An 18,274-nucleotide genomic window follows, 5' to 3' on the forward strand; every position below is an offset into this window, starting at 1 on the left:
TGCGCGGTACAACTGCCTTATGAGCGAGGCACTTCAGGATCTCCTCGATCTGCTCGATCTCGAGCGGATCGAGGAGAACATCTTCCGCGGCCGTTCCCGGTCCGCCGTCGTCCCACGGGTCTTCGGCGGACAGGTGGCGGCGCAGGCCCTCGTGGCCGCCGGGCGCACGGTCCCCGAGGACCGGCTCGCCCACTCCCTGCACGCGTACTTCCTGCGGATCGGCGACCCCGGCGCACCCATCGTGTACTCCGTGGACCGCATCCGCGACGGACGCTCCTTCACCACCCGCAGGGTGGTCGCGGTCCAGCACGGACAGCCGATCTTCCACCTCTCCGCGTCCTTCCAGACGTACGAGGAGGGCATGGAGCACCAGGCCCCGATGCCGCCCGCCCCGGACCCGGAGACGCTGCCCACGGCCGCCGAACTGCTCCCGCTGTACGCCGACGTCTTCACCGACCCCGAGGTCGTGGAGCGCATCCTGGAGGCCCGCGAGTCCGTCGACCTGCGCTATGTCGACGCGCCGCCGTACGGCACCGTCGGCGAGGCCCGTGAACCGCGCTCCCAGGTGTGGTTCCGCACCAACGGCAAGCTCGCGGACGACCCGCTGCTCCACGTCGTGCTCGCCACCTACGTCTCGGACATGACGCTGCTCGACTCCATCCTGCTCGCCCACGGGCGCGGCGGCTGGGTGACCGGCGACGTCGTCGGCGCCTCGCTCGACCACGCGATGTGGTTCCACCGCCCGTTCCGCGCCGACGAGTGGCTGCTGTACGACCAGGAGTCACCGTCCGCGTCCGGCGGCCGGGGCCTGGGCCAGGCCCGGATCTACACCCAGGACGGCCGGCTGGCCATCTCGGTGATCCAGGAGGGCGTGGTCCGCGTCCCCCGGTAGGCGTTCGCGGGTAGAAGTGGGGCATGACCGACACACCGCAGGACACCGGCGGCGGCGAGAGCGTCTCCACGGTGATCGTCGCCGCGGCCGCCAACCTCGGGATCGCCCTCGCCAAGGCGGTCGCGGGTGTCATCAGCGGCTCCAGCGCGATGCTGTCGGAGGCCGCCCACTCCGTCGCCGACACCGTCACGGAGCTGCTGCTGCTCACGGCACTCAAACGCAGCGAGAAACCGGCCGACGAGGACCACCCCCTCGGCTACGGCCCCGAGCGCTACATCTGGGCGCTGCTCGCCGCCGTCGCCACCTTCGTCGGCGGAGCGGTCTTCTCGATCTACGACGGCATCCACACCCTGGTCGCGGGCGAGGAGCTCGGCGACCCGCTCGTCTCGTACATCGTGCTGGCCGTCGCCTTCCTCCTGGAGGGCTTCTCCCTGCGGACGGGACTGCGGCAGGCGCGCGGCGAGGCCGCCCGGCTGGACGCACCCTTCCGGACCTACCTCCGGCGCACCCCCGACACCGCCGTGAAGGCCGTCGTCATGGAGGACTCGGCCGCGCTCGTCGGCCTGGTGCTCGCCGCGGGCGGCCTGCTCGGCGGCCAGCTCACCGGATCGGGCGTCTGGGACGGCATCGCCTCGCTGCTCATCGGGCTCCTGCTGCTCTACGTCGCCTGGGTGCTGGGCCGTTCCAACGCGGAGCTGCTGATCGGACGGCCGCTGCCGAAGCCCGTGCGGGTGCGGATCAGGGCGGAGCTGCTGGAGATGGAGCACGTGGAGGCCGTACTGGAGCTGATCACGCTCGTGCAGGGGCCGCGCGAGGCGCTCGTCGCCGCCAAGGTCGACTTCCGGGACGCGTCGACCGCGGCCCAGATCGAGTGGGCCTGCGAACAGGCCGAGGACCGGATCCGGTCGGTGTTCCCCGTGGTGAGCAGGGTGTATCTGGACCCGACCCCGGGCTACGCCCAGCGGCGGTCAGAGGGGCTGAACCCCTGGCCGTGAGGTGAGCAGGGTTTCTGGACCCGATCCAGGGCTATGCCCAGCGGCGGTTCGAGGGGCTGAACCCCTGGCCGTGAGGTGAGCAGGGTGTGTCTGGACCCGACCCCGGGCTGTGCCCAGCGGCGGTCAGAGGGGCTGAACCCCGCCGTGAACGGGACGCCCGACCGGCGGCCGAGGTGCGACGGCGCGGGCCGGTGGGCGCCGTCCGGGAGCCGCCCGCACCGGGGCGCGTCCCGGCCCGGTCGTCTTCCCGCCGCCGCGCTTCCCGCCGCCGCGCTTCCCGCTGCCGCGCTTGCCCTCCGCCGCGCTGCCCTCCGCCTCCACGGGCGGGGCACCAGCGCGTCCCGCCCCCTCCGCCCCCCTCCCCGGCACCCCCGGGGCTCCGCCCGGACCCGCTCCTCGAACGCCGGAGGGGCCGAGTCGCCGAGGAGGCCGGGGCTCAGACCAGGCCGGCCTCGTTCAGCAGGTACGCCGTCATCGGGTCGTAGTGGCGCGGGCTGAGGACGTGGTCGTCGAGCGGGACCGCGACCTGGAGCGTGCCCTCCGACTCGGCGAGGAAGAGCGCCGGGTCGTTGCAGTCGGCGTAGCCCACGGAGTCCACCCCGTGCTGACCCGCGTAGCCGGCCCAGCCGTGGTCGGCCACGACCAGGTCGGGCAGCGGGCGGCCCTCCCGCTCCAGCGCGGTGAGGATCGCCCGCATCGGCTCGCCCGAGTGCGTGTGCCACAGCGTGGCGCCGTGCTCCAGCACGGCCACGTCCGCGAACTGCATGACGTACCCCTCGTCCGTCTGGAGCCCGTCCGGGATCACCACGATCTCGCAGCCGGCCGCGCGCAGGGCGGCGGCCGTGGCCCGGTGCACGTCCAGCAGCCCGCCCGGGTGACCGGTCGCGAACAGCACCCGCTGCCGGTCCTCGGCCGCCTTGCGCAGCCGGCCCGCGAGACGGTCCAGCGCGTCCACGGTCAGCTCGGGGTCGATGGTGTCCTGGCCGTAGCGGTGCTCCGGGTCGTCGTTGACGCCGACCCGCTCCGCCATCACCGCGAGCACGTCCTGCTCGTCGGTCCAGCGGTCGCCGAGTTCCAGACCGAGCCACCAGTTGCGCTCGCCGTTCGCCAGCTTGCGGTAGTGGGAGAGGTTGTTCTCGCGGGGGGTGGCGACATCGCCCGCGATACGGGTCTTCACGAGATGGTCGACGAGTTCGGCGCGGCTGGGCGTCCCGGGTATCGGCATAGCACCATTGTGCCGGTGCGCTCGGCCCCCCGGCGCGGCCGTCCCGTTCGCTGGGACGTGCGTCACTCGGGTGTACGGACGGCCGCCCCGTTCCCGGTACCCCGCGTCTCCTCCTCCCGGAGCGCGAACCACAACTCCATGCGTACGTCCGGGTCGTCGAGGTCCGTGTCCAGCAACGCGGCGCAGCGGGCGACGCGTTGGCGGACGGTGTTGCGGTGGACGGACAGGGCGACCGCCGTGCGGTCCCAACTACCGTGCAGGGAGAGCCAGGTGCGCAGGGTCTCGGTCAGGGCCGGAGTTCCGGCGACGGGAGCGAGGAGGGCCTGGGCGTGGGCCTCGGCGTCCGCCGGGGGGACGAGGTCGGCGAGCGCGGGACGGTGGCCGTGCCGAACCAGGGCCGCCCGGGTGGCGCGGGCCCGGGCCAGCGCGCGGGCCGCCTGGGTGTCGGCGGCCGCCCACCCGTGCGGGCCCGCGGGAGCGCTGACCCCGCAGACCCAGCCCGGCTGCGCGGCGGGCGCGCGATCGCCGGGGACGAGGACGCGGACGACGTCGCCGCCCACGTCCACCAGCGCGGAGCCCAGCGCGGCCGCGAGCGCGGACGCCGCGACGGTGTCCGGCGCGGGGCCGTCCCCGGCGGGGCGCGCGTGCACGACCACCCACCGCTCTCCGCCGAGCAGCGGCGCCACCGCCTCGGGCGCCGCCCCGAGCAGCAGCCGCACCAGGGCCGCCGACCGTCCGGCCTCGCTCGCGCTCTGGTGCTCCCCGGTGAGCAGGGAGAGCAGTACGGAGGCGACGGAGGCGATCGTGTGGTCGCCGGGGTCGCGGCGCGGTGCGGCGACGCCGAGGACGAAGCCCTGGCCGCTGCCGAGGGCGTAGGCCGTGAGGTGGACACCGCCCACGGTGTCGGTGGCCGAGGACGGGGCGGGCCCCTGGGACTCACGGGGCCGCACGACCCCGGCGAGCTCGCCGAGCACGTCCTCGGGTGCCGGGCCGGGGCGGGGCGGCTCCGGCGGGTGGGCCGGCGGGACGGTTCCGGCGTGGGCCAGCTCCGTGCCCTCCGGGCCGTACAGCGCCGCCCAGCCGTTCACCCGCCGGGCGAGCTGCCGCAGGACCGCCGGCACCGGATCGGGTCGGGCGGCGGCGGCCGCCAGGCTCTGCTGGGCCTCCGTCACCCGGCGCAGCTCGGCCAGCCGGGCCTGGGCCATGAGCTGCCACACCGCGCGGGCGACCCCGGAGAACGTCGTCCGGGGCGGGACCTCCAGCAGGGGCAGCCCGTGGGTGTCGCAGGCCGCGACGAGGGCGGGCGGGACCGTGTCGTGGACCGGCGCGAGACCGAACCCGAGGGCCGCGCCGCCCGCCGCGACGATCCGGGAGACATAGCCGTCGAAGTAGTCGTCCGGGCCGGGAGCGCCTTCGCCGGGGACGGCCGCCGAGGGCACGTGGACCCCGGCCGTCAGCAGCAGCTCGCCGCCCAGCAGGTACGGGTAGAGGTCGGCCATCTCCGAGGTGTGCGCCCAGTGGATCACCGTGTCGGGTTCCGCGGGCCCGGCGATCAGGCGCAGACCCAGGTCCTCGCGGGCCAGGAGCGCCGACAGCGGCACGGGAGGGGTCGGCGGCACGGCCGGGGCGGACACGGCCGGGGCGGGCACGGCCGGGACGGAGGGCGGCGGTGAGTCCGGCACGACGGCGGTGCCTCCATCCCGTTCGGGGCAGGGAGGGACGGTTCTCCGTCCCGTTCGGATCAGGATGGACGATTCCTCCATCCCGTTCGGTTCGAATGGATGAAACGTACACTTCGCAGCCGCATTCCGGCCACCTAAGGTCGGTCCCGACCGGCAGTCACGGGTACGGGCGTATGTCCCCGTGATCAGTCGCCGGATCGTCCCCCACATCCCCGCACGACACGCCACCGAGCACCCGAGGAGACCCATGGCCGTCGACTACACAGTGATCGTCGTCTATCTGGCCGGCATGCTGGCCATGGGCTGGTGGGGCATGCGCCGCGCCAAGTCCAAGAGCGACTTCCTCGTCGCCGGCCGCCGGCTCGGACCCGTCATGTACTCCGGCACCATGGCCGCGATCGTCCTGGGCGGCGCGTCCACCATCGGCGGTGTCGGCCTCGGCTACCAGTACGGGCTCTCCGGAGCCTGGATGGTCTTCACCATCGGCCTCGGCCTGCTGGCCCTGTCCGTCTTCTTCTCCGCCCGCATCGCGCGCCTCAAGGTCTACACCGTCTCCGAGATGCTCGACCTGCGCTACGGCGGCCGGGCCGGAGTCATCTCCGGCGTCGTCATGTGGGCGTACACCCTGATGCTCGCGGTCACCTCGACCATCGCGTACGCCACGATCTTCGACGTCCTCTTCGACATGAACCGGACGCTCGCGATCATCCTCGGCGGCTCGATCGTCGTCGCGTACTCGACCCTCGGCGGCATGTGGTCGATCACGCTCACCGACATGGTGCAGTTCGTCGTCAAGACGATCGGTGTGCTGCTCCTGCTGCTGCCCATCGCGGTGGTCAAGGCGGGCGGCTTCTCCGCGATGAAGGCCAAGCTGCCCACCGAGTACTTCGACCCGCTGGGCATCGGCGGCGAGACGATCTTCACCTACGTCCTGATCTACACGTTCGGCATGCTGATCGGACAGGACATCTGGCAGCGCGTCTTCACCGCGCGCAACGACCGCACCGCCAAGTGGGGCGGCACCGTCGCCGGCACCTACTGCCTGGTGTACGCCCTCGCCGGCGCCGTCATCGGCACCGCCGCCAAGGTCATGTACCCGAAGCTGCCCAGCGCCGACACCGCCTTCGCGACCATCGTCAAGGACGAACTCCCGGTCGGCGTGCGCGGACTGGTGCTCGCCGCGGCCCTCGCCGCCGTGATGTCCACCTCCTCCGGCGCCCTGATCGCCTGCGCCACCGTCGCCAACAACGACATCTGGTCGCGGCTGCGCGGCGCCGTGAAGCGCGACGCGGGCGAGGAGCACGACGAGGTCAAGGGCAACCGCGTCTTCATCCTGGTCATGGGTATCGCCGTGATCTGCACGGCGATCGCGATCGACAACGTCGTCGAGGCGCTCACCGTCGCCTACAACCTGCTCGTCGGCGGTCTTCTCGTCCCGATCCTCGGCGGACTGCTGTGGAAGCGCGGCACGGTGCACGGCGCGCTCGCCGCCGTCGGCGTCGGCGGTGTCGCGGTCATCGGCCTGATGGCGACCTACGGCATCCTCGCGAACGAGCCCGTCTACTACGGACTGCTCCTCTCCCTGGCCGCGTACGTGATCGTCTCGCTGGCCACGCCGGCGACCGACGCCGCGGTACTGGCCACCTGGCGGGAGCGGCTCGCGGGCCGTGACGCCGAACCCCTGTCCGAACCGGTCCCGGTTCCCCAGTAGAGTCGTGTTACTTGTACTTAGTTGTACATACGCGATGAAGCGTAGGAAAGAAGGCAAAACCCCATGAGCAGCAACGAGACGCCCCGCGGTCCCGTCGATTCCTCCCGCGTCCCGCGGTACGCCGGTCCCGCGACCTTCGCCCGGCTGCCGCGCCTCGACGAGGTCGGCACCACCGACGTCGCCGTCGTCGGTGTGCCGTTCGACTCCGGCGTCTCGTACCGGCCGGGCGCCCGCTTCGGCGGCAACGCGATCCGCGAGGCGTCCCGGCTGCTGCGCCCCTACAACCCGGCGCAGGACGCCTCCCCGTTCGCCCTCGCGCAGGTCGCGGACGCCGGTGACATCGCGGCGAACCCGTTCAACATCAACGAGGCCGTGGAGACGGTGGAGGCCGCCGCCGACGAACTGCTCGGCACCGGCGCCCGCCTGATGACGCTGGGCGGCGACCACACCATCGCGCTGCCCCTGCTGCGCTCGGTCGCCAAGAAGCACGGCCCGGTCGCGCTGCTCCACTTCGACGCGCACCTCGACACCTGGGACACCTACTTCGGCGCCGAGTACACCCACGGCACCCCGTTCCGCCGCGCCGTCGAGGAGGGCATCCTCGACACCGAGGCGCTCTCCCACGTCGGCACCCGCGGCCCGCTGTACGGCAAGCAGGACCTCACCGACGACGAGAAGATGGGCTTCGGCATCGTCACCTCGGCGGACATCTACCGCCGCGGCGCCGACGAGGTCGCCGACCAGCTCCGCCAGCGCATCGGGAACCGCCCGCTCTACATCTCCATCGACATCGACTGCCTCGACCCGGCGCACGCGCCCGGCACGGGCACCCCGGAGGCGGGCGGCATGACCTCCCGCGAGCTCCTGGAGATCCTGCGCGGACTGTCGTCCTGCAACCTGGTCTCGGCCGACGTCGTCGAGGTAGCCCCGGCGTACGACCACGCCGAGATCACCGCGGTGGCGGCGTCCCACACCGCGTACGAACTGACCACCATCATGTCCCGCCAGATCGCGGAGGCCCGGAACAAGTGACCCACGACCACGACCTGGTTCTCCGCCCGACGGCGGCTCAGACGGAGGCCGCGCTCAACCCGCCCCCCGGCCGCAACGGCGGAGACCTGGTCGTGGAGACCCTCTCCGGTCTCGGCGCCACGACCGTCTTCGGGCTGCCGGGCCAGCACGCGCTCGGCATGTTCGACGCGCTGCGCCGCTCCTCGCTCCGCTACATCGGTCTGCGCGTCGAGAACAACGCGGGATTCGCGGCGGACGCCTACGGCCGCATCACCGGCGAGGCCGCGCCGCTGCTGCTCTCCACCGGCCCCGGGGCGCTGACCTCGCTCGCCGCGCTCCAGGAGGCCCGGGCCGCCTCGGCTCCCGTCCTCGCCATCAGCAGCCAGATCCCCACCGCGGGACTCGGCGGCGGCCGCCACGGCTACCTCCACGAACTCCCCGACCAGCAGGCCTCGTTCAGGGGGGTCGTCAAGTCCGTCCACACGGTCCGTACGCAGTCGCAGATCCCCTCCGCCATCGCGGCGGCCTGGGAGTCGGCGCTGACCGCGCCGCACGGGCCGGTCTGGGTGGAGATCCCGCAGGACGTCCTGCTCGCGGAGACCCACCTGCCGCAGGTCACGGCGATGGACGCGACCCCCGAGGACGTCGTCCCGCGCCCCGAACTGACCGCGCTGGCCGCCCACTTGCTGTCCTCGGCGGCCCGCCCCGCGATCATCGCGGGTGGCGGGGTCGTCCGGTCGGACGCGTCCGGCAAGCTGAAGGCGCTCGCGGAGACGCTGAACGCGCCGGTCGTCACCACCTTCGGCGGCAAGGGCGCCTTCCCCTGGACCCACCCGCTCTCGCTCCAGTCCTGGCTGGAGGACCGGCACACCACGGACTTCCTGGAGGACGCGGACGTCCTGCTCGTCGTCGGTTCCGGTCTCGGTGAACTGTCCTCGAACTACCACACGTTCAAGCCCCGCGGTCGGGTGATCCAGATCGAGGCCGATCTCGGCAAGCTGGAGTCCAACCACCCGGCGATCGGGATCCACGCGGACGCGCGCCTCGCGCTGTCCGCGCTCCTGGAGACGGTGGAGGAACGCCCCGATCCGTCGGCGGCGGAGCGCGTGAGCACGGTCCTCTCCCTGGTGGCGGAACGCATCGCCGCCCAGGAACTCACCCTGGAACAGGACGTGCTGGCGGCCGTACGCCGGGCCCTGCCGGCCGGCTCGCCGTCCTTCTGGGACATGACGATCCTGGCGTACTGGGCGTGGTCGGCCTTCGACCCGCGCGGGTGCAACACCATGCACTCCGCGCAGGGCGCGGGCGGCCTCGGCTACGGCTTCCCGGCGGCCCTCGGCGCGGCGGCGGCCGATCCCTCCCGCCCGGTCCTCGCGGTGTCCGGCGACGGCGGCGCGCTCTATTCGATCGCCGAGCTCGCCGCGGCCAGGCAGTACGGCCTGAACGTCACCTGGCTGATCGTCGACGACGGCGGCTACGGCATCCTGCGCGAGTACATGACCGATGCCTTCGGCCAGGCCACGGCGACGGAGCTGTCCCGCCCCGACTACGTGGCCCTCGCCGAGTCCTTCGGCGTCCCCGGCGTCCTGACGACCCCCGGGGCGCTGGAGGAGGACCTGGCCAAGGCCCTGGCCACGCCCGGCCCCTCGGTGGTCGTCCTGCCGGCGGTGCTGCGGATGTTCGCGCCGACCCACCTGGACTGAGGGCCGCCCTCGCCGGGGACGAGCGCCACCCCGGGACCCCTTCCACGAGGAAGAGGTCCCGGGGCTCGCGGACCGCCCGCCTACCAGATCGCCTCGACCCACTCCGGGTGGTCGATGAACGGGTTGCGGTTGTGCTGGTAGGTGTCGTAGATGACCTGGTTGCGCTTCTCCTCGAAGGCGCTCGGCGGGTCCGCCTCGTTCCACGCCTTGAGCACGGAGAGCTTGCCCATGTACGGGTTGCTGCCGTTGCCGACCTTCTCGTTGGGCTCCAGGTTCGCGAAGCCGTCGTCACCCTCGTAGCGCACGGCCATGTAGAGGATCATGCGGGCCACGTCGCCCCGGTCCGCCGCGCGAGGCGCGAAGGAGTCGGAGTCGACGGTGCTGCCCCCGCCGTTGGTGACCGCGCTGCCGCCGTTGTCGAAGTCCAGGTTGCCCCGGATGCTGTTGACCTGGACGTCCGCCGGACGCAGATGGTGCAGGTCGGTGCCGGGACCGGTCACCTCGCCGAAGTCGCCGTGCGACTTGGCCCACGTGTGCTCGCGGTTCCAGTCGCCGACGTCGCCGCCGTTGAGGGACTTGGCGCGCGACACGCCGCTGTACAGCAGGATCACGTTGTTGCTGTTGTTCGGGTCCTGGTCGGTGGCCATCAGCGCGTTCCAGACGGCGGAGTACGAGATCTTGGTCTGGCTGCTGATGATGGTGTGCAGCGAGGACTTCAGGCTCGTTCCGGTCTTGCCGACCGCGTTCTTGTAGTACGTGCTGTCGTACGCGGTCGTCGTCGCGCTCGCGGGGGTCGCGGTCAGTGTCGGCAGGGTGATGCCGATGAGGATCGCGGAGGTGCTCAGCGCCAGGGTTTTCCAGCGTCGCATGTGCGTGGCGGGCATCGTGGGGTGTCCGATCTACGCGGGTTGAATGGAGCGGATAACCGGGAGGGTGACATGGACATGTGATTCGGCGGGTTAAGGGGACGTGATGGTTTCGTGTCGGGATTCAACAACTCGGTTGTTCTTCGCGGGACATGACGGAACGGACGGGCCCCGGCGAAAACGGAACGGACGGCCCCCGGCCGATGTGGTCGGGGGCCGTCCGCCGGGGCGTGCCGGGAGGCGTGATCAGTCCAGGTCGGAGGGGTCCAGCCGGTAGAGCGCCGAGGCCGACTGGCCGCCGTTCGAAGCGGAGGTTCCGGAGCCGGACGGGGAGCCGGAGCCGGACGACGATGGGGATTCGGAGCCGGAGCCGGAGCCGGACGAGGAAGTGGAGCCGGACGACGCCGACTTGTCGTACTCGCTCTCCTTCACCGCCGTGCCGTTCTTCCGCACCCAGGCGGTGATCTGCGAACTGAGCGTATTGTTCCCGCCCATCCCGCCGCCCATCCCGCCGCCGAGCTGGATGTAGTGCAACTCGCCCTTGCGTACGAGGTCCTTGAGCTTGGCCAGGGCCATGGCGTTGTCGGAGCCGGTGAAGCCGAACATGGAGATGACGGGCTCGCCGGTGCTCACGATCAGCGACGCCGCGCTCTGCGAATTCGACACCGCGAGCAGCCACTTGGCGCCGTCCCGGTGCTTCTCCAGGTAGGTGACCATGGCGCCGCTCGTGGTGCCGCCCATGCCGCCTCCGCCGCCGCCGAATCCGCCCGGCCCGTCGTCGCTACCGCCCTGGGGCAGCCCTCCGTTGGCGCCCGGCGCCTGGCCGCCGCCCGGGAACTCCCCGTTCGCGCCGCCCGGTTCGCCCGTGCCCGGGCCGCCTCCGGGGAAGCCGCCCTCGGGCAGCTCGCCGCCACCAGGTGCCTGCCCGCCCCCGGGGAGGCCCTCGGGCGTCTCGCCGTTCCCGCCGGGTGCCTGGCCGCCGCCGGGGAAGCCGCTTCGGCTGCCGCCGGGGCCGCCGAAGCCGCCGCCCGTGGACGGCCCCGCGGTCGGATTGGTGCCGCCCATGCCGCCGCCCATGCCGCCGCCCGCGGACGCGGGCTCGGAGACGGCGTACGCCGCCGGGCCGGCGAGCGCCGCGACGACCGCCGCGGCCACGGAGACCGTGAACAGCCGGGCGCGCCTGCCGGAGCGGAAGACGACCAGACCCGCCACGGCCAGTCCCATGACCACCGCGACCGCGGGCCACAGCCAGCCGTTCCAGTCGGCGGTCCGGCGCAGCAGGACGACCGCCCAGAGCGCGGTGACCGCGAGTCCGGCGGGCAGCACCCACACCCAGCGGGTGTCAGGGCCGCGCAGGGCGCGCAGCAGCATGACACCGCCCGCGCCGGTCAGCGCCGCGATGCCGGGGGCGAGCGCGGTCGTGTAGTAGGGATGCATGGTGCCCTCGGCCATGCTGAACGTCAGGTGGTGCAGGACGGTCCAGCCGCCCCACAACAGCAGCGCGGCACGCGTCGGGTCCGTGCGCGGAGCGCGTCCGCGGAGCACCAGGCCGCCCACGAGCGCGATACCGGCGAAGGGGAGCAGCCAGGAGATCTGACCGCCGAGGATGTCGTTGAACATCCGGCCGAGGCCCGCGGTTCCGGAGAAGCCGCCGCCGCCCATGCCGCCCCCGCCGCCGTTGCCCTCGCCGCCCAGCACCCGGCCCAGGCCGTTGTAGCCCATGATCAGGTCCCAGGCGGAGCCGTCCGTGGAGCCGCCGATGTAGGGGCGGTCGGCGGCCGGTACGAGGGAGACGGCGGCCGCCCACCAGAAGCTCGCGACGGCCAGCGCCACGGTGGCGAGCAGCAGGTCGCGGACCTTCCTCCTCCAGGGCAGCCGGCAGGCGTACACGTACACGGCGAAGACGGCGGGCAGGGCGATGTATCCCTGGAGCATCTTGGTGTTGAAGGCGAGCCCGAAGCACACCGCCGAGCCGAGCAGCGGGAGCAGCCTGCCCTCACGGGTGGCCCGCAGACCGAGCGCCGCGCCCGCGACCATCAGCAGGACGAGGGTGGTGTCCGGGTTGTTGTCGCGGTTGATGGCGACCGTGATCGGAGTGAGGGCGAGGACGAGGGCCGCGACGGCGGCGGCCGCGTGCCCGAAGTGCCGCTTCACGCTCGCGTGCAGGATCCAGATCGTGCCGAGCGCGGCGGCGACCATGGGCGCCATCATCTGCCAGGTGCCGAATCCGACGACCCGGCAGGACAGGCTCATGATCATGAGCGCGAACGGCGGCTTGTCGACGGTGATGAAGTTGCCCGCGTCGAGCGAGCCGAAGAACCAGGCCTTCCAGCTCTGGGTGCCGCTGAGCACCGAGGCGCTGTAGAAGCTGTTGAGGTCGGAGGCCGACAGGTTCCAGGAGTAGAGGACTCCGGCCAGTACGAGGATCGCGAGCAGCGCGGGCAGCGACCAGCGGGGGGCGGCCGACGCCCGCTCCGAGGGTCCCGCCTCCGGTACGGGAGCCGGAGGCGGGGCGGCGGGAGTCGCGGGGGCGCCGGGCGATGGGTCAGTGGCAGACGTCACCATCGCACCCTGCCGCGCGCCGATGGGCGCGGACTGTGGCCCGCCTGGGGGTGAGCTGTGCGTTCGGACTCCCGCGCACGAACCCCAGTACGCAGAACACCCGTACAACTATCGGGCGTTCCTGTGAGTCATTCGATGCGAGCGCGCCCTTGGCGCGCTCCGTATCGCTTCAAGGGGATGGGAAGCCTCCATGACTCACCGGATATCCCGGGCTGCCCGTGTGCTCGCAACGAGCCTCGGTGCCGCGGTGATCGTGCCGATCGCGATCGCCGCGGCACCGGCCGGTGCCGCGCCGGCGCCGACGGTCAGCTGTACGTCGAGCAAGGCCGGTCTGGCCGCCAAGCTGAAGACGGACATCACCGCGGCGCTCGCGAACCGCAGGGGCACCGTCGCGGTCGGACTGTACGACCGCTCGACGAACACGACCTGCACGCTCCGCGCCACCACCTCGTTCGACTCGGCCAGCACGGTGAAGGTCACCGTCCTCGCCACGCTGCTGTGGGACGCGAAGAAGCACAACCGCTATCTGACGAGCACCGAGACCTCGCTCGCCACCAAGATGATCACCCAGTCGGACAACGCCTCGACCACGAGGCTGTGGAACCAGCTCGGTCTGACGAAGATCAAGGCCTTCCTGACCGCGGCCGGGATGACGAAGACCACACCGGGCACCGGGGGCTACTGGGGTCTCACCCAGATCAACGTCACCGACGAGCAGAAGCTGCTCAAGCTCGTCACCGCCAAGAACACGGTGCTGAGCGACGCCTCGCGCGCCTACATCCTGAAGCTCATGGGTCAGGTCGTCTCCTCGCAGCGCTGGGGGACACCGGCCGGGGCGCCCTCGACGGTCGCCGTGCACGTCAAGAACGGCTGGCTCTCGCGCTCCTCGAACGCGTGGCGGGTGCACAGCCTCGGCACCTTCAACGGGGGCGGCCGCGACTACATGATGTCGGTGCTCACCGTGGGCAGCAGCACCATGGACTACGGCGTCGCCACCATTCAGGCCGTCGCCAAGGTCATCCACAAGGACCTCGTGCCGACCACCGTCGCCCCTCAGCGGTTCACGCCGACCTCGCAGCCGACGGAGGCCTTCCCGGCCGTCCCGGCGGGCTGACCGGGCCCGGGAAACCGCGCCGTCACCGTCGTCCACCCTTTCGTACTCCGTCGTCCGCCCGCCCGGCCATCAGGCCCGGCGGGCGGACCTCTTTCGCGGGGACGGGCGCACGATTGTTGCGGAGGGATGAAATCCGCTTCATTCGGTGTTGGTCTCTTCCGGCGGAGTGAGATCTACGGAAGGCACCGGAGTGGCGACGGAACGGGGATGGGCACGGCGGCTCGCCGGGTACGCCTGGCGGTACCCGAAGGACGTGGTGCTCGCGCTCGGGTCCTCGCTGGGCGGCATGGCCCTGATGGCGGTGGTCCCGCTGGTCACCAAGGTGATCATCGACGACGTCATCGGCGACCACACCAGGGACATGGCCCCCTGGGCGGGCGCGCTGGTCGGCGCCGCCGTCCTCGTCTACGCCCTCACCTTCGTCCGCCGCTACTACGGCGGCCGGCTCGCGCTCGACGTCCAGCACGATCTGCGGACCGACATGTACGAGACGATCACCCGGCTGGACGGGCGGCGCCAGGACGAGCTGTCCACCGGGCAGGTCGTGGGCCGCGCGACCAGCGACCTCCAGCTCATCCAGGGCCTGCTGTTCATGCTCCCGATGACCATCGGGAACGTCCTGCTCTTCCTGATCTCCCTCGGGATCATGGCCGCCCTGTCCCTGCCGCTCACCCTGGTCGCGCTGGCCGTCGCCCCGGCCCTCTGGTTCGTCGCCAAGCGCAGCCGCTCCAAGCTGCACCCCGCCACCTGGTACGCGCAGGCGCAGGCCGCCGCCGTGGCGGGTGTCGTCGACGGCGCCGTCAGCGGCGTCCGCGTGGTGAAGGGTTTCGGCCAGGAGGAGCAGGAGACCGGCAAGCTGCGCGAGGTCGGACGGCGGCTCTTCGCGGGCCGGCTGCGGACCATCCGCCTCAACGCCAAGTACACCCCGGCCCTCCAGGCCGTGCCCGCCCTCGGCCAGGTCGCGATGCTCGCGCTCGGCGGCTGGCTGGCCGTACGCGGCCAGATCACGCTGGGCACCTTCGTGGCGTTCTCCACCTACCTCGCGCAGCTCGTCGGACCGGTGCGGATGCTGGCCGTCGTGCTGACCGTCGGACAGCAGGCCCGCGCCGGCGCCGAGCGTGTGCTGGAGCTCATCGACACCGAGCCGTCGATCAAGGACGGCACCAAGACCCTGCCGGCGGACGCGCCCGCCACCGTCGAGTTCGACGACGTGTCCTTCGGGTACACCCCGGACCGGCCCGTCCTCGCCGGGCTGAGCTTCGAGATCAGGCCCGGCGAGACCCTCGCCGTCGTCGGCTCCTCCGGCTCGGGCAAGTCGACCGTCTCGCTGCTGATGCCCCGCTTCTACGACGTGACGCACGGCGCCGTCCTCATCGGCGGGCACGACGTCCGCGAGCTCACCACCGCGTCCCTGCGCGCCGCGATCGGGCTCGTCCCCGAGGACTCCTTCCTCTTCTCCGACACCATCCGCGCCAACATCGCCTACGGCCGCCCCGACGCCACCCAGGACGAGATCGAGACCGCCGCCCGCGCCGCGCAGGCGCACCGCTTCATCGCCGAGCTGCCCGGCGGCTACGACACCAAGGTCGGCGAGCACGGCCTCACGCTCTCAGGCGGCCAGCGTCAGCGCGTCGCCCTCGCCCGCGCCATCCTCACCGACCCGCGGCTGCTCGTCCTCGACGACGCCACCTCCGCCGTCGACGCCCAGGTCGAGCACGAGATCCACGAGGCGCTCGGGCAGGTCATGGAGGGCCGTACGACCCTCCTCATCGCCCACCGCCGCTCCACCCTCAACCTCGCCGACCGCATCGCCGTCCTGGACGGCGGCAGGCTCGCCGACATCGGCACCCACGACGAGCTCCAGGAGCGCTCCGCGCTCTACCGGCGGCTGCTCACCGACCCGGACGAGCTGGGCGGCGTCTCCCCGGGACACGCCCTGCCGGCCGCGCCGCGGGAGGACACCTCCGTACGGGAGGAGCTGGACGCCGAGTTCGACGCCGAGCGCGGAGTGACACCGCGCCTGTGGACCGGCGACCGCGAGCCCCGCGACAACGCGCTCGACGGCATGCCCGCCACCCCGGGACTCCTCGCCCAGGTCGAGGCGCTGCCGCCCGCCGTCGATGTGCCGGACGTCGACGAGGCCCGCGCGGTCGGGGCCGAGGACTCCTACGGACTGCGCCGGCTGCTGCGCGGCTTCGGTGCCCCGCTGCTCGTCAGCCTCGCGCTGGTCGCCGTCGACGCGGTCATGACACTGCTGCTGCCGATCCTGATCCGGCACGGCATCGACCAGGGCGTCACCCGGCTCGCGCTCGGCGCGGTGTGGGCGGCGGCCGCGCTCGCGCTGATCACCGTGCTCGTGCAGTGGGCCGCGCAGATCGGCGAGACCCGGATGACCGGCCGCACCGGCGAGCGGGTCCTGTACGCACTGCGCCTGAAGATCTTCGCGCAGCTCCAGCGCCTCGGACTCGACTACTACGAGCGGGAGCTCACCGGCCGGATCATGACCCGGATGACGACCGACGTCGACGCCCTGTCCACGTTCCTGCAGACCGGTCTGGTCACCGCGTTCGTCTCCGTCGTCACCTTCTTCGGCATCATGGGCGCCCTGCTGGTGATCGACGTGCAGCTCGCGATGGTCGTCTTCGTGACGCTGCCGCCGCTGGTCGTCGGCACGTTCTTCTTCCGCCGGGCGAGCGTGAAGGCGTACGAACTGGCCCGCGAGCGGGTGTCCCTCGTCAACGCCGATCTCCAGGAGTCGGTGTCCGGGCTGCGGATCCTCCAGGCGTTCCGGCGCGAGGACGCGAGCGGGCGGCGCTTCGCGGAGGGCAGCGACAGCTACCGCAGGGCGCGCATCCGCGGCCAGTGGCTGATCTCCGTCTACTTCCCCTTCGTCCAGCTCCTTGCCTCGGGGGCCGCGGCGGCCGTGCTGATCGTGGGTGCCCACCGGATCGACTCCGGCACGCTCACCACCGGCGCGCTGGTCGCCTACCTCCTCTACATCGACCTGTTCTTCGCGCCCGTGCAGCAGCTGTCGCAGGTGTTTGACGGCTACCAGCAGGCCACCGTCTCGCTGGGCCGCATCCAGGAGCTGCTCCGCGAGCCGACCTCGACGAAGTCCGCCGACGCGCCGCGGGACGTGCCCTCGCTGCGCGGCGAGATCGCGTTCGAGGACGTCGGCTTCGCGTACGGCGGCGCGGACGGCGCCGAGGAGGCGCTCAGTGCGGTGTCCCTGCGCGTCCCGGCCGGGCAGACCGTCGCCTTCGTCGGCGAGACCGGCGCGGGCAAGTCGACGCTCGTGAAGCTGGTCGCCCGGTTCTACGACCCGACGGCCGGACGGGTGACGGTCGACGGCATGGATCTGCGCGACCTGGACATCACGTCCTACCGGCACCGGCTCGGCGTCGTCCCCCAGGAGGCCTACCTCTTCCAGGGGACCGTCCGCGACGCCATCGCCTACGGCCGTCCCGGCGCCGGCGACGCCGAGGTGGAGGCCGCCGCCCGCGCGGTCGGAGCGCACGACATGATCGCCACCCTGGAGGGCGGCTATCTCCACGAGGTCGCCGAGCGCGGCCGCAACCTCTCCGCCGGACAGCGCCAGCTCATCGCGCTGGCCCGCGCCGAGCTGGTCGACCCGGACGTGCTGCTGCTCGACGAGGCGACGGCGGCGCTCGACCTCGCGACCGAGGCCCTGGTCAACCAGGCCACCGACCGGCTGGCCGGCCGCCGTACGACGCTGGTGGTCGCCCACCGGCTGACGACGGCCGCCCGCGCCGACCGGGTCGTCGTGATGGACCACGGCCGGGTCGCCGAGGACGGCACCCACGAGGAACTGCTCCGCCTGGACGGCCGCTACGCGGCGTTGTGGCGGACCTTCGTGGGCGCGCCCGAGCCCGAGGAGCCGGTCAGCTCCTCGGCTTGATGCCGGAGATCCTCTTCGTCGCCAGATCCGACTGCACCGTCAGATAGGTGTACGTCGGGTGCGCGGCGGAGCCCCAGGTGAGCCGGACCGTCGACCAGGTGTGCCCGGCGCCGCTGTCGCCCGCCGTCACCTTCCAGGCGCTCGGCACGTCCTGGGCGCGCAGCACCCCGTCCGCGTGCTGCCGGTGCTCCCAGCCGGTGAGCTGGGTGCGCAGCGCCGGGGTCAGGTAGAAGGACCGCAGCCGGGTGCTCAGGGTGCCGGAGTCCCCGTCGGTCACGGCGTCGATGTAGGCGCCGTAGAAGTCGGCCACGCGGTCGTAGGCGGGGCCGTTGCTCCCGCTGCGGGCGGGTGGCGCCGCGGCGGAACTCGCGACGGCCGGCACCGAGGCGCCGGCGGCGATCAGAAGGGCCGCGGCGATGACCGCGCGGCCGGTGGTGAGGGGGGAGTTGGTGCCGGACATGGTGAACCGCCTTTCGTTTCCTGGCCAGTTGGACCCGGGAGAAACAGGCACGGTTGTCTTCAAAAAAGGCAAAAACCTCGCAAGGGTGAGATGCGCCCGCCCGTGAGGCCGTAGCGGTACGCAACCATCCGCCG

General features: G+C 72.3%; 12 protein-coding genes. 7 read left to right on the plus strand and 5 right to left on the minus strand.

Going from position 1 to position 18,274, the window contains the following annotated elements; genetic code table 11:
• Nucleotides 1–19: 19 nt before the first annotated feature.
• Both tesB and ACIQ7M_RS08720 read left to right on the plus strand, forming a co-directional pair.
• Entirely contained in the window at nt 20–892 is an 873-nt protein-coding gene (gene tesB, locus ACIQ7M_RS08715) for an acyl-CoA thioesterase II (RefSeq protein WP_389851161.1), read from the plus strand.
• Between the two features lie 23 nt (nt 893–915).
• Nucleotides 916–1,887 carry a cation diffusion facilitator family transporter gene (locus ACIQ7M_RS08720; RefSeq protein WP_355763578.1) on the plus strand — a complete coding sequence of 324 codons (972 nt, stop codon included), beginning with the start codon at nt 916–918 and terminating at the stop codon, nt 1,885–1,887.
• A 436-nt stretch (nt 1,888–2,323) separates the two neighbouring features.
• Here ACIQ7M_RS08720 and ACIQ7M_RS08725 read toward each other — a convergent pair whose 3' ends face one another.
• Together ACIQ7M_RS08725 and ACIQ7M_RS08730 are read right to left on the minus strand one after the other, a co-directional pair.
• The gene (locus ACIQ7M_RS08725) at nt 2,324–3,112 is read right to left on the minus strand and encodes a phosphatase (RefSeq protein WP_355763575.1); all 789 of its coding nucleotides are present in this window, start codon (nt 3,110–3,112) and stop codon (nt 2,324–2,326) included.
• Nucleotides 3,113–3,174: 62 nt separating this feature from the next.
• On the minus strand, nt 3,175–4,746 hold the full coding sequence (locus ACIQ7M_RS08730) for a PucR family transcriptional regulator ligand-binding domain-containing protein (RefSeq protein WP_403642205.1): 1,572 nt from the start codon (nt 4,744–4,746) through the stop codon (nt 3,175–3,177).
• Nucleotides 4,747–5,041: 295 nt separating this feature from the next.
• On the opposite strand from ACIQ7M_RS08730, the gene ACIQ7M_RS08735 reads away from it, so the two are divergent.
• The 3 genes from ACIQ7M_RS08735 (at nt 5,042) to ACIQ7M_RS08745 (ending at nt 9,219) form a co-directional block, all read left to right on the plus strand.
• Nucleotides 5,042–6,505 carry a sodium:solute symporter gene (locus ACIQ7M_RS08735; RefSeq protein ID WP_386986116.1) on the plus strand — a complete coding sequence of 488 codons (1,464 nt, stop codon included), beginning with the start codon at nt 5,042–5,044 and terminating at the stop codon, nt 6,503–6,505.
• Between the two features lie 63 nt (nt 6,506–6,568).
• Nucleotides 6,569–7,537 carry an agmatinase gene (gene speB / locus ACIQ7M_RS08740; RefSeq protein WP_403641418.1) on the plus strand — a complete coding sequence of 323 codons (969 nt, stop codon included), beginning with the start codon at nt 6,569–6,571 and terminating at the stop codon, nt 7,535–7,537.
• Nucleotides 7,534–9,219, plus strand: coding sequence for a thiamine pyrophosphate-binding protein (locus ACIQ7M_RS08745; protein WP_403641421.1), 1,686 nt, complete (start codon nt 7,534–7,536; stop codon nt 9,217–9,219). Before speB ends, ACIQ7M_RS08745 begins: the two co-directional genes overlap by 4 nt.
• Nucleotides 9,220–9,299: 80 nt before the next feature.
• On the opposite strand, the gene ACIQ7M_RS08750 is transcribed toward ACIQ7M_RS08745, so the two are convergent.
• Entirely contained in the window at nt 9,300–10,103 is an 804-nt protein-coding gene (locus tag ACIQ7M_RS08750) for an endonuclease I family protein (protein WP_384788315.1), read from the minus strand.
• A 228-nt stretch (nt 10,104–10,331) separates the two neighbouring features.
• Nucleotides 10,332–12,647, minus strand: a complete 2,316-nt coding sequence (locus tag ACIQ7M_RS08755; protein ID WP_403641426.1) for an ArnT family glycosyltransferase — start codon at nt 12,645–12,647, stop codon at nt 10,332–10,334.
• Between the two features lie 190 nt (nt 12,648–12,837).
• Here ACIQ7M_RS08755 and ACIQ7M_RS08760 point away from each other — a divergent pair, with 190 nt between their 5' ends.
• A complete protein-coding gene (locus ACIQ7M_RS08760; protein WP_355763559.1) occupies nt 12,838–13,761 on the plus strand; it encodes a serine hydrolase in 924 nt (307 codons plus the stop codon).
• Between the two features lie 190 nt (nt 13,762–13,951).
• Nucleotides 13,952–17,680 (plus strand): ABC transporter ATP-binding protein, encoded by a 3,729-nt coding sequence (locus ACIQ7M_RS08765; RefSeq protein ID WP_403641430.1) that lies wholly within the window; start codon nt 13,952–13,954, stop codon nt 17,678–17,680.
• On the opposite strand, the gene ACIQ7M_RS08770 is transcribed toward ACIQ7M_RS08765, so the two are convergent.
• Nucleotides 17,664–18,140 carry a hypothetical protein gene (locus tag ACIQ7M_RS08770; RefSeq protein ID WP_403641433.1) on the minus strand — a complete coding sequence of 159 codons (477 nt, stop codon included), beginning with the start codon at nt 18,138–18,140 and terminating at the stop codon, nt 17,664–17,666. The two genes, ACIQ7M_RS08765 and ACIQ7M_RS08770, sit on opposite strands and share 17 nt — an antisense overlap.
• Nucleotides 18,141–18,274: the final 134 nt, after the last annotated feature.

Source organism: Streptomyces sp. NPDC096324, assembly GCF_044763015.1.
Taxonomy (GTDB): Bacteria; Actinomycetota; Actinomycetes; order Streptomycetales; family Streptomycetaceae; genus Streptomyces.

What these genes read in the sequence shown, in the direction of transcription:
- tesB (WP_389851161.1), top strand. Translation starts at nt 20, where the DNA reads ATGAGCGAGGCACTTCAGGATCTCCTCGATCTGCTCGATCTCGAGCGG.
- ACIQ7M_RS08720 (WP_355763578.1), top strand. Translation starts at nt 916, where the DNA reads ATGACCGACACACCGCAGGACACCGGCGGCGGCGAGAGCGTCTCCACG.
- ACIQ7M_RS08725 (WP_355763575.1), bottom strand. Translation starts at nt 3,112, where the DNA reads ATGCCGATACCCGGGACGCCCAGCCGCGCCGAACTCGTCGACCATCTC.
- ACIQ7M_RS08735 (WP_386986116.1), top strand. Translation starts at nt 5,042, where the DNA reads ATGGCCGTCGACTACACAGTGATCGTCGTCTATCTGGCCGGCATGCTG.
- speB (WP_403641418.1), top strand. Translation starts at nt 6,569, where the DNA reads ATGAGCAGCAACGAGACGCCCCGCGGTCCCGTCGATTCCTCCCGCGTC.
- ACIQ7M_RS08750 (WP_384788315.1), bottom strand. Translation starts at nt 10,103, where the DNA reads ATGCCCGCCACGCACATGCGACGCTGGAAAACCCTGGCGCTGAGCACC.
- ACIQ7M_RS08760 (WP_355763559.1), top strand. Translation starts at nt 12,838, where the DNA reads ATGACTCACCGGATATCCCGGGCTGCCCGTGTGCTCGCAACGAGCCTC.
- ACIQ7M_RS08770 (WP_403641433.1), bottom strand. Translation starts at nt 18,140, where the DNA reads ATGTCCGGCACCAACTCCCCCCTCACCACCGGCCGCGCGGTCATCGCC.